Source organism: Amycolatopsis echigonensis, from assembly GCF_002846615.1.
Lineage (GTDB): Bacteria > Actinomycetota > Actinomycetes > Mycobacteriales > Pseudonocardiaceae > Amycolatopsis > Amycolatopsis echigonensis.
The window spans coordinates 5,626,197-5,640,127 of record NZ_PJMY01000003.1 but is presented as its reverse complement, the minus strand read 5'-3'; the positions used below and the strand labels follow the sequence as shown (position 1 = coordinate 5,640,127).

General features: G+C 68.4%; 11 protein-coding genes. 7 read left to right on the top strand and 4 right to left on the bottom strand.

What is annotated here, in order from left to right; translation table 11 throughout:
• The first annotated feature begins 379 nt into the window (after positions 1–379).
• The 7 genes from ATK30_RS31760 to ATK30_RS31730 all read left to right on the top strand — a co-directional run bounded on the left by ATK30_RS31760 (position 380) and on the right by ATK30_RS31730 (position 9,855).
• Positions 380–1,963: an ABC transporter substrate-binding protein gene (locus ATK30_RS31760; protein ID WP_158242529.1), complete on the top strand. Its 1,584-nt coding sequence runs from the start codon at positions 380–382 to the stop codon at positions 1,961–1,963.
• A 10-nt stretch (positions 1,964–1,973) separates the two neighbouring features.
• Entirely contained in the window at positions 1,974–2,912 is a 939-nt protein-coding gene (locus ATK30_RS31755; RefSeq protein WP_037817424.1) for an ABC transporter permease, read from the top strand.
• Positions 2,909–4,837 carry a dipeptide/oligopeptide/nickel ABC transporter permease/ATP-binding protein gene (locus ATK30_RS31750; protein WP_051171843.1) on the top strand — a complete coding sequence of 643 codons (1,929 nt, stop codon included), beginning with the start codon at positions 2,909–2,911 and terminating at the stop codon, positions 4,835–4,837. The genes ATK30_RS31755 and ATK30_RS31750 overlap by 4 nt, the downstream gene beginning before the upstream one ends.
• On the top strand, positions 4,834–5,853 hold the full coding sequence (locus ATK30_RS31745) for an oligopeptide/dipeptide ABC transporter ATP-binding protein (protein ID WP_037817320.1): 1,020 nt from the start codon (positions 4,834–4,836) through the stop codon (positions 5,851–5,853). Before ATK30_RS31750 ends, ATK30_RS31745 begins: the two co-directional genes overlap by 4 nt.
• A 13-nt stretch (positions 5,854–5,866) precedes the next feature.
• Positions 5,867–7,003 (top strand): serine hydrolase domain-containing protein, encoded by a 1,137-nt coding sequence (locus ATK30_RS31740; protein ID WP_037817319.1) that lies wholly within the window; start codon positions 5,867–5,869, stop codon positions 7,001–7,003.
• Positions 7,004–7,083: 80 nt separating this feature from the next.
• Entirely contained in the window at positions 7,084–8,436 is a 1,353-nt protein-coding gene (locus ATK30_RS31735) for an alpha/beta hydrolase (RefSeq protein WP_037817318.1), read from the top strand.
• 60 nt (positions 8,437–8,496) lie between these two features.
• Complete coding sequence (locus ATK30_RS31730; RefSeq protein ID WP_043829515.1) at positions 8,497–9,855, top strand: sialidase family protein; 1,359 nt, start codon at positions 8,497–8,499, stop codon at positions 9,853–9,855.
• Between the two features lie 306 nt (positions 9,856–10,161).
• Here ATK30_RS31730 and ATK30_RS31725 read toward each other — a convergent pair whose 3' ends face one another.
• The 4 genes from ATK30_RS31725 to ATK30_RS31710 form a co-directional block, all read right to left on the bottom strand.
• The gene (locus ATK30_RS31725; RefSeq protein ID WP_037817315.1) at positions 10,162–11,550 is read right to left on the bottom strand and encodes an NAD(P)/FAD-dependent oxidoreductase; all 1,389 of its coding nucleotides are present in this window, start codon (positions 11,548–11,550) and stop codon (positions 10,162–10,164) included.
• 85 nt (positions 11,551–11,635) lie between these two features.
• A complete protein-coding gene (locus ATK30_RS31720) occupies positions 11,636–12,259 on the bottom strand; it encodes a flavodoxin family protein (protein ID WP_037817314.1) in 624 nt (207 codons plus the stop codon).
• Positions 12,260–12,302: 43 nt separating this feature from the next.
• On the bottom strand, positions 12,303–13,145 hold the full coding sequence (locus tag ATK30_RS31715; protein WP_051171846.1) for a carbon-nitrogen family hydrolase: 843 nt from the start codon (positions 13,143–13,145) through the stop codon (positions 12,303–12,305).
• Positions 13,142–13,885 carry an SRPBCC family protein gene (locus tag ATK30_RS31710; RefSeq protein WP_037817313.1) on the bottom strand — a complete coding sequence of 248 codons (744 nt, stop codon included), beginning with the start codon at positions 13,883–13,885 and terminating at the stop codon, positions 13,142–13,144. The genes ATK30_RS31715 and ATK30_RS31710 overlap by 4 nt, the downstream gene beginning before the upstream one ends.
• Positions 13,886–13,931: the final 46 nt, after the last annotated feature.

Here is a 13,931-nt window from a genome sequence, read left to right as displayed (position 1 = left end):
CACCTCTCCGCCCTTGTCGTGCCCCGAGGTCGTGAATCCCGCACATCCTACGCGGGGTTGACATCCCGGTTCCCGACACGCATCCTTCTGCTAAATCCATTGCGCAAACCGTATCACGGCCCGCTACCGCGGGGCAGCAGCAAAAACGAAGGACTTTCATGGCCGCGAAGAAGTGGTCGATCGCAGTGCATGGCCGCCCGCCGGGAAGGCGGGCCGGGGCGGCTCGCCGCCGTCCGTCCATTGCGGACGGTCGTGTCTTCGTGTCGCGCGGCTCGTCCTTCCTCCGCCGTTGTCCGGTTGCCACCTGCGACCGGCTCGGGCACGACCCGGGGAGCCGGGGCTCAACTGTTTCAGCACCTATCTCGATGTGGAGATGACTGTGTCTGGTCTTCTGTCCCAAGGCGGGCGCCGAGTCCGCCGAACCCGGCTGGCCGCGGTCGCCTTGACCGCCGCCGTGGCACTGGCCACCGCTGCCTGCGGGGGAGGCGGGTCGTCGGCGAGCGGCAGTGCGGCAAGCGGCGAGCTCGTCTTCGGTTCCCCGCTGTCGCCGCCGAGCCTGAACCCGGCCGTCGGCGATCCTGCTTACGACGCCTTCTACCAGTGGGCTTACGACCCGCTCGTGGTGATGCAGCCAGACGGCACGTTCGGCCCCGGGCTGGCGGTCAAGTGGGGCTATGTCGGCGAAGGCAACCGCACCTACGAACTCACGCTGCGGGACGGGGTCAAGTTCAGCGACGGCACTGTGCTCGACGCGCAGGCGCTGAAGACCTTTCTGGACTACGAGCGGACCCAGAAGACCGGCTCCACGGCCCAACTGCTGGCCAATGTCTCCTCGGTCGAGGTGACCGGACCGCGGACGGTGCGGCTCAGCCTGAGCAAGTCCGACCCCAGCCTGACCTTCAACTTCGCGCAGGCGTTCGGGGCCGGGAACATCGCGAGCCCGAAGGCGGTGGCCGCTCCCGCGGCGCTCGACAAGGGCACCGCCGGCGCCGGCCCGTACATGCTGGACGCGGCGCGGACCGTGGCGGGGGACCACTACACGTTCGTGCCGAACCCGAACTATTGGAACAAGGGCCGCCAGCACTGGAAAACGGTGACGATCCGGGTCATTCCCAACCCGTCGTCGATGATCCAGGCGATGCGGGCCGGCCAGGTCCAGGCCGCCTTGGGCGACCCGACGACGTTGCAGGCCGCGAAGGGCGCCGGGCTCACCGTGCTGGCCCCGCCGCAGGCGATGACCGGGCTCAACCTGGCTGACCGGGCGGGAACGCTGGCCAAGCCGCTGAGCGACGTGCGGGTGCGGCAGGCGTTGAACTACGCGGTCGACCGCAAGGCGATCGCCAAGGCCCTCTACGGCGACGAGAACCTCACGATCAGCCAGTACGCCCTGCCCGGCCAGGCCGGCTACGACCCTTCGCTGAACAACACCTACCCCTACGACCCGGACCGGGCCAAGCAGTTGCTCGCCGAAGCCGGGTACGCCAACGGGTTCACGTTGCCGGTCGTGGATTCCACGCTCGTCGGGCTCGACAAGATGGTGCAGGCGGTCGGCGGCCAGTTGGAGAAGGTCGGCGTCAAGCTGCAGGTGACCACGAAGGCGACGGCCAACGACTTCTTCGTCGCGCTGCAGTCGGGACAGTTCCCGGCGACCGCCATTCCGTACGGGCTGGCGAACATGGCCTCGCTGTACGTCGGGTTCGTCAACCCGAAGGGACCGTTCAACCCGTTCCACACGGCCGATCCGAAGCTGGACGCGTTGTATCAGCAGTACTTCGCGGCCAACGCGCAGAAGGGCGCCGCGCTGGAAAAGCAGATCAACGCCTACCTGGTGCAGCAGGCCTGGACGCTGCCGGTGGTGGGTGCGCCGCTGAGCTACTACCTGGCCAAGGGCGTCACCGGTCTCGACGCGACGGCGGCGAATTCCGGCGTCCCGTGGCTGACCGAGCTGCGGCCGGGCGCCTGAGGCGGCCATGATGCTGAAACTCGTCGCACGCCGGCTGGCGTGGTCGGTGCCATTGGCTCTCGTGGCCTCCGTGGTCTCGTTCGTCCTGGTGGCGCTGCTGCCCGGCGATGCCGCCCGCTCGCTGCTGGGCCCGAACGCGACCCCGGAGCAACTGGACGCGGCCCGCCAGCAGCTGGGCCTGGACCAGCCGTTGTGGGTCCAGTACGGGAAATGGCTGTCCGGAGCCGTGCGGGGCGACCTCGGCAGCTCGCTGATCAACCGGCAGCCGGTGGCCGAGCAGCTGAACGACCGGCTCGGCCCGTCGCTGTCGCTGATCATCGGCGCGGTGCTGGTCGCCACGCTGGTGGGCGTCCTGCTCGGCGTGCGGGCCGCCCGCCGGGGCGCGCTGGGGAGGATCGTGCAGACCGGGGCCATCGTCGGGCTCGCGTTGCCGGACTTCTGGCTGGGCCTGATGCTGGTCGTGCTGTTCGCGGTCAAGCTGGCGGTGTTCCCGCCCACCGGCTACGTCCCGCTCGGCGAGAATCCGGCGGGATGGCTGAATTCGCTGGTGCTGCCGGTCGTCACGCTCGCGGTCCCGGCTACCGCGGTGATCGCCAAACAGACCCGGGACGCCGTCGCGAGCGCGCTGGACCAGACGTTCGTGCGGACCTTGCGCGCCGCGGGCGTGACGGAGTTCTCAGTGGTCTACCGGCACGCGCTGAAGAACGCCGCCATCCCCGTGCTGACCGTGATCGGAATGGTGTTCGTCGGCGCGCTCGGCGGAACGGTCGCCGTCGAGTTCATCTTCGCCATCCCCGGACTCGGCGGCACCGCCGTCCAAGCGACCTCCGCGCACGACCTGCCCCTGATCCAGGGCGTCGTCGTGTATTTCACGCTCATCGTCATCGCGGTCAACCTGCTCGTCGACGTGGCCTATGGCTACCTGAACCCGAGGACCCGCCGGTCATGACCACCACCCTCACCATGGACGTCCGCCCTGCCTCCTCCGGAGCGGGCCCGCACTGGCTGCGGCGCGCGCTGCGCCACCAGCCGCTGGGCGTGGCAGCGGTCGGCTACCTGATCCTGCTCGTGCTGGCCGGGCTGCTCGCCCCCGCGCTCGCGCCGTACGACCCGCAGGCGCAGGACCTCACCACTGTCCTCAGCGGACCGTCCGCCGCGCATTGGCTGGGCTCCGACAGCCTCGGCCGGGACGTGCTCAGCCGACTGCTGTACGGGATCGATCCTTCGCTGGTGAACACGGTCACCGCGCTGGTGGTGTTCCTGGCGCTCGGCGTCCCCTTCGGCATCCTCGCCGGTTACCGGGGCGGATGGATCGACGCGACGATCAGCCGGATCGCCGAACTGGCCCTCGGCATCCCCGCGATCATCATCGTGCTGGTCGTGCTCGCCGTGTTCTCCTCCAGCCCCACCGCTGCGATGGTGGCCCTCGGAGTGCTCGGCGCGCCCGGCCTGACTCGCGTCACCCGCGGCGTGACTCTCGTGGTCCGTGAGGAGCTTTTCGTCACCGCCGCCCGCGTGGCCGGCGTGCGGCCGTGGCGGATCATGAGCGGCCACGTGCTGCGCCGCACGCTCGGACCAGTGCTGGTGCAGGCGTCGGTGTTCGCCGGCATCAGCCTCGCCTTCCAGGCCGCACTGGCTTTTCTCGGCGTGACGTCCGGGGGCGACCGCCCGAGCTGGGGCGCGATGATCGGCGACGCCTCGACCGTGATCACCACGAACCCCTGGCTGCTCGTCCCCCCTGGTCTGGCGATCGCGTTCACCGTTCTGGCGTTCGGCGTGCTCGGGGACTCCATTCGCGACCTGACATCCGGAGAACCCGCGACCGTCACCAGGCGGACCGCCAAGCAAGCCCGTGATCCGAAGCCGAAGTTGTCTATTGTGGACGCGACGAGCGATGCCCTGCTGAACGTCCGGGGTCTCAACGTCTCCGCTGGGGCAGGCACCGCGCTGGTCAGCGATGCGACCTTCCAGGTTCGGGCCGGCGAGACGGTCGCGCTCGTCGGCGAGTCCGGATGCGGCAAGACGATGACCGCGCTGGCCGTGCTCGGCCTGCTCCCCGCCGCGGTGCGGGCGGACGGCGGGGAAGTGATCTTCGACAGCACCGACCTCGTGGCCGGCGGGCCGAAGGCGTACCGCGCGGTGCGCGGATCCGGCATCGCCTACATCGCCCAGGACGCGCTGGGCAGCCTCGACCCCACGCACACGATCGGCAGCCACCTCAAGGAAGTCATCGGCTGCCACGACCGGCTCTCCGCGCGGGACACCCGCGCCCGGGCCGTCGAGCTGCTCAACCAGGTCAACCTCACCGACACCGACCGCGTGCTCGCCTCCTACCCGCACGAGATCTCCGGCGGCATGGCGCAGCGGGTCAACATCGCGCTGGCGCTCGCCGGACGGCCCAGGCTGGTGATCGCCGACGAGCCGACCACCGCGCTGGACGTGACCGTGCAGGCGGAGATCCTGCGCCTGCTGCGCGAACTCCAGGAAGACACCGGCATGGCGATCCTGCTGATCACCCACGACTGGGGCGTGGTGGCCGACATCGCCGACCGCGCCGTCGTCATGTACGCCGGCGAGGTCGTCGAACAGTCCGATGTGGACACGCTGTTCCGAGCACCCCGGTTCCCTTACAGCGCGGCGCTTTTGGCGGCCGACCCGAACAGCGCGCCGGAGGGCGCGCGCCTGCCCACGCTGCCCGGTCGGGTCCCGCCGCCGGGCTCGTGGCCGTCCGGCTGCCGGTTCGCGGCACGGTGCGCCCACGTCCGCGACGTGTGCACCGCCGGAGAAGTTCCCCTGATCCCCGTCGGCGCTCACGCGGCCACCCGATGCGTCCGGGTCGACGACCTCGTCCAGGAAGGAGCGTTGCCCCAGTGACCGAGATTCCTGTCCTGGATGTCCGCAACGTCCATGTGGAATTCCGGCGGCGCCGCCGGGCCCCGGTGTTCCGGGCGCTCGACGACGTCAGCCTGGTCATCCCGCGCGGCAAGACCGTCGGGCTTGTCGGCGAGTCCGGCTCCGGAAAGTCCACTTTGGCCAAGGCCGTGCTCGGCCTGGTGCCGGTCCAGTCGGGGAGCGTGCACCTGCTCGGCCGGGAAATCACCCATATCGGGACCGCGGAGCGACGCAAGCTCGGACGGGTCCTGCAGGCAGTGTTCCAGGACCCGAACAGCTCGCTGAACCCGTCCTACACCGTCGCGCGGAGCCTCGCCGAACCCTTGCGCGCCCAGGGAACCCGCTCTCGCGCCGAACTCGCCAAGCGCTCCGCCGCCATGCTCGAGGACGTCGGCCTCGACCCCGCCGCGGCGGCCCGGTATCCCCGCGACTTCTCCGGCGGGCAACGGCAGCGCATCTCCATCGCCCGCGCCCTGATGACCGCGCCTCAGCTGGTCATCGCCGACGAGTCCGTCAGCGCGCTGGACCTCTCCGTCCAAGCCCAGATCCTCAACCTGCTCGCCGATCTGCAGGACCAGCACGGGCTCAGCTACCTGTTCATCTCCCACGACATCTCCGTCGTCAAGCACATCTGCCACGACGTCACCGTGCTCTACCGCGGCCAGGTCATGGAATCCGGACCCACCGGACCCGTGACGGACCAGCCGGCCCACCCGTACACCCGGGCGCTCCTGCTCGCCGCCCCGGTCGCCGACCCCGTCGCGCAACGCCGGCGGCGCGCCACGCAGGGTGCTCTGTCGAGCACCACCGGGACTGCGGCCTCGAACGGTTGCCCGTTCGCCGCGCGGTGTCCTTTCGCGACAGACCAGTGCCGGCAGGTGCGACCCGAGCCGCGCCCCCTCGCCGACGGGCGGGTCGTCGCCTGCCACCGCTACCCCGACTGGCAGCACGAGGCTGCCGCCAGCACTCCAGCCACGTCCCTGGTCACCTCTCACTGAACGGAGAACACCCTTGAGCCGCCACTTTGACGGTTTGGTTTCCGCCGGTTTCGAACCGGTCGCCGACGCGTTCGGCGCCAATTTCGACCGGCGCGGAGACACCGCCGCCTCCTGCGTCGTCTACGCCGACGGCAAACCCGTCGTCGACCTGTCAGCCGGAGAGACCGACCGCGGACGCTGGACTCCGGACACCCGCAGCGTCGTCTTCTCCGTCAGCAAGGGCGTCACCACCGTCTGCGTGCTGATGGCCGTCGAGCGGGGCCTGATCGAACTCGACGCCGCCGTGGCCAAGTACTGGCCCGAGTTCGCCGACAACGGCAAGGAAACCACGACCGTCCGGCAACTGCTGGCCCACCAAGCGGGTCTCGTCGCCCCCGAGGCGGACTTGACCGCCGACGACCTGCGTGCCTGGCACCCCGTCGTCGACCGGCTTGCCCGCCAGGCCCCTGCTTGGATACCCGGCACCACCTTCGCGTATCACGCGATCACCTTTGGCTGGCTCGCCGGCGAGGTGCTCCGCCGCGCCAGCGGACAGCGGCCGAGCGAATGGCTGCGCGACCACGTGGCCGGGCCCCTGAACCTGGCGATGACCTACGGCGCCGATCTGGCGGACCCGGACTTCTGCCCGATGCTTGAACCCCTGCCGAACACCGAGCCCGCCGAGGCTATCGACGAACTGCTCGCACAGCCGATGGCCGTCCGCGCGATGAGCCTCGGCGGGCTGTTCGACCCGGCCAACATGACCGAGTCGGCCAACGGACCGGACTACCTCACGCCCGAGATCCCCGGAGCCAACCTCGTTGCCAACGCCCGCAGCCTCGCCCGGCTGTACGCCGCGACCGTCGGCGAGGTCGACGGCATCCGCCTGCTGGCACCCGACACCGTGAGCGATGCCGCCGCCGTGCGCTCGAAGGGAAAACCCTTCATCGGCCCCGCCGAGGGCAACCGCTGGGGCACGGGCTTCATGCTTGCCTCGACCCGCCGGGGCATGGCCGGTCCGGGCAGTTTCGGCCACGACGGCCTCGGCGGCCAGCTCGCCTTCGCCCACCCCGAAACCCGGATTGCCTTCGCCTACCAGACCGCCCGGCCCGGCGGCGTACCCGATGACCGCGCCGAAGCCCTGTGCCGCGCCCTGCGCACTTGCCTCTGATTCGACAGGTCGACAGCTCGGATACCCCATCGCCACGAGACAGGAGTAACGCAATGGCGCGTTCCCGTCCCCACTTTTGGATGTCGACGCGAAACTTTCTGCTGGCCGCCTGCTTGATCTTCGGGGTGGTCGCCACCGCATCGCCGGCGTCGGCCACCGGCGCTCTGCCGCCCGTGCAGGGAACGGCGGCGACCGCCGGGGCGACAATCGTCGGGGAGCAGTGGCTCACCCAGCGCACCCTGCAGCTGACGGTCGCGACCGATGCGTTCACCGCGCCGGTGCCGGTGGAGGTGAAGTTCCCGACCGGCTACGACGCGAGCGCGACGCGACACTGGCCGGTCACCTACTACCTGGCCGGCACCACGCACGACCAGACCACCTTCCGCACCGCCTACTACGGCGAGGGCTTGACCGCCTCGTATCCGTCCATTGTGGTCTCCCCGCGCGGAGACAGCGGATACTGGAGCGACTGGTTCAACAACAGCACCGGCGGACCTCCCGAATACGAGACCTTCGTGACCCAGCAGCTGGTGCCGCTGATCGACGCGAACTTCCGCACCATTCCCGACCGCGCGCATCGAATGGTGATGGGCGAGTCGATGGGCGGCTACGGAACCGCCATGTTCGGCGCCCGCCACCCCGACGAGTTCGCCGCCGTCGCGAGCCTTTCCGGCGCCAGCGACAGCAACTGGCCCGCTGGGGCGACGGTGCTGTCGGCCAGCCCGACGCTGCAGGGAGCTCCACCTGACTCGATCTACGGTCCGCTCTCGACCGAGGCGGTGCGCTGGCATGGCCACAACCCCACCGATCTGGCCGAGAACCTGGCCGGCGTCGATGTGCAAATCTTCACCGGCAACGGCGTGCTCGGCACCGCGGAAGGCGAAACGGCGACCGATGGCGGCGGGTGCAGCCTCGAGTCCGGCATCATCCGGCCGGAAAGCGTCAGCCTGCACAACACGCTGCTCGCCCTCGGCATCCCACACGGCTGGCACGACCTGCCCTGGGGCTGCCACAGCCCCACCCTATTCGAGTACGAGATCGCCCAAGCGATCCAGCGCTTCGACACCGTGCTCGCCGACCCGCCGGCACCGCCAGCCACATTCGACTACCGCTCCATCGAGCCAGCTTTCTCCGTATGGGGCTGGTCGGTCAACGCCGATCCGAACCGGGCGCTGGAGTTTCTGGACCTGCACGACGTGAGCGCGAGCGGCCTGACCGTCACCGGAAGCGGCACCACGAGCATCACCACCCCACCGTTGTTCAACGGCAAGGACACGGTGACCGTCACCATCGACGGAACCGCGGCCACTGTGCGACCGGACAAAGCCGGTCGCATCAGGTTCGCCGTCAACCTCGGACCTGCCGACCAGCAACAGCAGTACAACGCCGGCAACGTCACCGATTTCCGCACCTCCGTCGTGACGTTCAGCTGACGCCATCCGCCGCACGGCACTCATGGGAAGGCAGATCCGATCATGAACTCCCTCCATCGAATGGCGTGGAAAGCGATGGCCGTCGGCCTGGCGTTGCTGCTGGCAGTGGTCGCCACCCCCGCGAGCGCGGCCGGGGATGCCAGTCCGACCGAGACCAACGTGACGAACGGCTTGGGCGCCGGCGAACCGGAGACGGCGCTCGATGCCGTGCACCACACCATGGTGACCGCGTTCACCACGACGAACTCGGTCTGCGGAATCGCCCTGTCCGCCGACGGTGGCCAGTCCTGGCAGGTCAGCACGGCCTTTCCCGCTGATCCCGGGCCGACACTGGGAATTCCGTACCACAACTGCTCCGACCCCGTGGCGGCCTCGGGACCAGACGGCACCCTCTACGTCGGTGGCGGATGGTGGGACCAGCCTGCCGGCGCGATCGACTACTACAACATCTACGTGGCGCGCTCGACCGACGGCGGGCGCACGTGGAGCAAAGCAGTGTTCGCCACCGGCGACAGCGACGCGGCGGACATCCTCGCCCTGGGCCGTAACTCCGGGCATTCCGATCGAGCGTTCATGACCGTCGACAGCACCTCCGGCACGGTGTACGTCAGCGCTGTCGACTTCCCGCGCAATCAGCGGTGGGTCGTCGCCTCGCACGACCACGGCGCCAGCTTCGGCAAGCCTCACGCGATCGACTCGGCGGACTACCCGGAGGCGGGCGGCCAGCCGATGGGCGACTACATCCCGTCGGCCGCAGGCGACCGGCTCGGATTCACCTACGTAGCCGCAGCTGTCCCGGGCGTCAACAACTGCCCATGCAACATCTTCGAGACCAGCGGCGACGACGGTGCCACCTGGACGCGGCACTTCACACCGCTGGCCGCGAACTGGGTCGCAGCCGACCCGTCACGCCCGGATCACTTCGCCATCATGAGCGGTTCGGGAACGACCGCCGCCACGTCGACACCCGACTACGTGACGGTCAGCGTGACCCTCGACGGTGGCCAGACCTGGTCCACGCCAACCCTCATCGGACAGGCCCCGCCGAACCCGCGCAGCCAGCCCTGGATGAACTTCTCGGCCCGAGGTGTGCTCGGCGTGGGCTACAAGACGGTGTACGGGACGAGCGTCAACACCGCCCCCTACGACTTCTGGTCGGCTGTCTCCTGCGACGGTGGATTCACCTTCAGCGTTCCGGTGCGGATGAGCCACGACGTATCCTCCGCAGAAGACCTCGGCGGCGACGACTTCTCTTTTGTCGCCCTGGACGCGAAGAACCTTTACGCCGGATGGGGCGACATGCGCACAACTCCCGCCGATCCCACACCCGGGGATCGCTCGGTATACCTCGGCACTGTCCCGCTCAACGCCTACACCACAGCCGACGGCAGCCCACTGATCTGTTCCACGCAGCATTGAACTGGTGGCCTGTCGTCCGTCGAACACGCAGTGGCGGGTGCGCGCATCGCCGTGAGCTGGATCGGCCGGATGTCGGGGCGACCTCGGCTGAGGTCCGGGTCAACGCCGACAGCATCGACACCAAATGCTTCCTGCTCACGCTGCGAATGTCGTTCTCCGGCAAGCAATCCACTGTGACTCCACCTCGCAGCACCCGGAAGCGTCTTCGCAGGGCGTGTCACCGCGTTCACCGAGGAATGGAGCTTCTCTCCCGAAGGCGTCAGTCCTCATTCTGGAGGTCCGTCAAACGCTCTGGCCTAGCCGATATCAATGCCCCAGGGCTCGCCAGAGGCCTGATGCGAGCCGGGACGGCTGACCGGAGCGGCGCTCCAGGCGATCGGCGGTGCCGAACGCCACTGTGCCGGCATTGACGCCGAGCCACCGCAACGGCTCTGGTTCCCATTTCGGCGACTGGTGCCCGACCCACGGCAAAGAACGGATCTCGCTGTCGAGATCGAGAATCTCCGCCGCCAGTGTGCGCCCGGCAAGGTTCGCTGTGGCAACACCGTCGCCCACGTATCCACCCGCTTGAGCGAACCCGGCCCGGCGATCGTAAGAGACAGACGGCAGCCAGTCCCGCGCGATGCCCAGGTTCCCGCCCCACGCATGCGTGAATTCGATTCCCCTGAGCGGCGGGAAGAGTTCGCCGAGGATGCTGCGGAGCATGGCGTGAACACTAGGGTCGTTGTCGAAGCGAGGAGCAACTCTGGAAGCGAAGTGGTAGGGAGCACCGCGCCCGCCGAAGGCGATCCGGCCGTCGGCGGTTCGTTGCCCGTAGATTCGCAGATGGCGCTTGTCGCTGAACGTGGGGCGATCCTGCAGGCCGATCTCCTCCCACACCGCTGCAGGCAGCGGAGCGGTCGCGACCATCAGCGAGTACATCGGCAAAATGTCCCGTCGTGCGCCGGCGAGCCGCGCCGTGTACCCCTCGGTCGCCCGCACCACGACTTCAGCGGTCACGCGTGCCCGTTCGGTCTCGAGTCGGCGGGATTCAACCCCAACGACGCGAGTGCCCTCATAAATCTGCACGCCGGCGGCGCGCGCGGCGTCCGCCAGACCGCGGACCAGCTTCGCCGGCTGCAACGCCGCGCAGTGCGGTGTGAAGGTCGCACCGCGGGCGTCGGCCATGCGTATCTGATCGACGAGTTCGCGCGGCTCGATCAGCCGCATGTGATCGGCGCCGAACCCCCACTCGCGCCAACCGGCCACCTCGTTGCGCGCTCTCGTCCACTGCGCCGCGTTTCGCGCGACGGAAAGGTACCCGCCAGCTCGGAAATCGCAGTCGATGCTTTCAGCCTCGACGACGTCACGGATCTCCCAGACGGTGTCGTTCATCGCCCGTTGCATTCGGACGGCCGCGGTCCTGGAACTGATGCTCGCCACCTTCCGCATGGTGGCCGGGAAGATCGCCGAGCACCATCCGCCGTTGCGGCCCGAAGCTCCGAACCCGACGAACTCGCTCTCCAGCACTGCGACCCGCAGCGACGGATCGGCCTTGGCGAGGTAATAGGCCGTCCACAAGCCCGTGTACCCGCCGCCGACGATCGCCACGTCGACGTCGAGATCGTGATCGAGAGTCTCTTTGGCACTCCCATCGCCACCTGCGTCGTCGTGCCAAAAGCTAAGACCGGCACCGGCACGACCGTTGTCGTCCACGATGGCTCCTTGGTTTTCGCGTAGTCTTCGGGTTCATCAAGCTGGTTAGATGCCTAAGTCGCGAAGAGTTGTTCCCGCTCCGCAGCTACAGCGAGGGAGGGATGTTCTTCAGCCGCGCTGCTACAGAAATGGCACGGCTTACGAGATGGTCAAGTGCATCGGTCTCGGTGGAACCCAGCGGGTTGTCGTTGTCTGGCCCCGTCACGTGGCCGACTCCATAGGGGTTGCCGTCGGCGAACTTGACCGAATCGGTATAGCCGGGCGAGACAACAACGCCACCGAAGTGATGGATGCTGTTGTACAGGGCCAGCAGCGTCGATTCCTGCCCGCCGTGGGGCGTCTGGGTCGCGACGAAGCCGGCGTAAACCTTGTCCGCCAGTTCTCCGGCTGCCCATTGGGGACCGAGCGTGTCCAAGAACTGCTTGAACTGCCCAGCGACGTTGCCGAACCGAGTCGGTGTACCGAACAGTACGACATCTGCCCAGGTGATATCGGCCGCGGTCGCCGCGTGGTGCCCTCCCGGCGTTCGGTCCTCTTGCGGCCGGAAAGACTCGTTGCTTTCCAGCCAGCCACCTGACGCCGCTTCCGTCACCGGACGCAACCGCGCCTCCGCACCCTGGTCCTCAGCCGCCTTGTACAGGTGCTCGGCCATCGACCTGACAGTGCCGGTCCTCGAGTAGTAGATGATGCTCAGCTTAACAGCAGACATTGAGGTCCTTTCTAGGTAACGCCGGACGAAGCACGGCCGGTTGTCAGGCAGCTCCCCGGCGGCGGTCCGCCAACACGGGGAAATCGGCGCGCATTCGGCGCAGGGCAGTGATGTCGACGTCGGCGACGATGACCTCCTCGCTGTCGCCTGCCATCGCCACGACATCGCCGTTGGCGTCGATGATCTGGCTGCGACCGCCGAGCACAACACCGTTGTCGACGCCGACGAGGTTGCACTGGGCAACCACTGTCTGGTTCTCGATGGCACGCGCGCGACCCAGCGCCGCCCAGTGAGCGATGCGAGCCTCCGGCCATGCCGCCGCGACCAGGTTGAGCTCGACCCCCTGGTCGACGAGCTCCCGATAGAGCTCGGGAAAGCGCAGGTCATAGCAAGTCGACAGGCCGGCACGGACAGTGGCGGATCCAGGCACGGCGAGGTCAAAGGCGCTCGTGCTGGTGCCGGCAGTCAGCAGACGTGGTTCACCGGCGGCGAAACCGAACCGGTGGATCTTGCGGTAGCCGGCGCACTGCGAACCCGACGGATCGAAGACGGGCGCGGTATTCCACAGACGTGGTTCACTGACGCCCGCCTCCCGTTCGATGAACGAACCGCCGTGAAGCCAGATGCGTCGCCGACGCGCCAACGCCGCCAGTTCGCTGCAAAGCGCACCGTCCAGCTCTTCGGCGTGCCGGGCCCAACTGGCGTAGGCGAACCCGCCATGCGCCCAGAGCTCGGGCAGCACGACGAGGCTGGCATCGCCGGCGCTGCAAACGAGGTCAGCTGCTCGCCGCAGCCTTGATGCCACCGGCTCATCTTCGACGTATCGCATCTGGATCACCGCGACGCGCAGGATCTGCGGTCCGGTCGGGCTCGCAGTTGCGGTCATCGCTTGCTGCGGCCCAGCGAATAGCCTGCGGCGAGCGATCCGATGCTCGCCGCGATGACGCTCACCACCGCCGGGCCGGCAACATTGGCCGCGGCGGCCACGCTGACGCCGGCTGCCGCCACGCTGACCACGACCGCCGCCCAGCCTCCGGTGGACCGGCTGCGTTCAGCTCGCGCCTTTCGCGCCACCTTGATCAGATCCAGCGCTTCGTCGGCATCCGCCTGCCGATTCTGAGCAGCCGACGGAACGGCGGCGACCGGGGCACCCGTGTCACCGGCGGGGCTGCTCGTGGCGGGTGCGCCGGCCATGAGCTCGGCAAGGCGCTCGGCGAAGGTGCCGACGATGGCCGTTGCCGCGTCCTCGATGACACCGCGTCCGAACTGAGCCACCTTGCCGGTGATGTTCAAGTCTGTCTCCACCACCACCTTCGAGCCCACCCCGTCCGGCAGCAGGCGTGCGGCGATGCTGGCTGAGACATTTCCTTGCCCGCGGGCATCCCTGCCGGTCGCCTTGATCACCGCACGGTGCGCCGATTCGTCTCGTTCCACGAATTCTGCGGAACCTTTGTACTCTGCCGTGATCGGGCCGACTTTGATCTTGGCCTTGCCTTCGAAGGTGTCGCCGTCCACACCGGTGATCGCCGCACCCGGCAAGCACGGCGCAATTCGCTCGAGGTCCATGAGGACCGGCCATGCCTGTTCCGGCGGAACCGGAAGCTTCAGCTCGTTCATGATCTGCATTGAGGACACCTTTGTCTGGTTAATGCGATGACGTAACTACGGGAGA

Coding starts and splice junctions, on each gene's coding strand:
- ATK30_RS31730 (WP_043829515.1), top strand. CDS start 8,497: ATGGCGTGGAAAGCGATGGCCGTCGGCCTGGCGTTGCTGCTGGCAGTG.
- ATK30_RS31715 (WP_051171846.1), bottom strand. CDS start 13,145: ATGACCGCAACTGCGAGCCCGACCGGACCGCAGATCCTGCGCGTCGCG.
- ATK30_RS31755 (WP_037817424.1), top strand. CDS start 1,974: ATGCTGAAACTCGTCGCACGCCGGCTGGCGTGGTCGGTGCCATTGGCT.
- ATK30_RS31720 (WP_037817314.1), bottom strand. CDS start 12,259: ATGTCTGCTGTTAAGCTGAGCATCATCTACTACTCGAGGACCGGCACT.
- ATK30_RS31750 (WP_051171843.1), top strand. CDS start 2,909: ATGACCACCACCCTCACCATGGACGTCCGCCCTGCCTCCTCCGGAGCG.
- ATK30_RS31710 (WP_037817313.1), bottom strand. CDS start 13,885: ATGCAGATCATGAACGAGCTGAAGCTTCCGGTTCCGCCGGAACAGGCA.
- ATK30_RS31735 (WP_037817318.1), top strand. CDS start 7,084: ATGTCGACGCGAAACTTTCTGCTGGCCGCCTGCTTGATCTTCGGGGTG.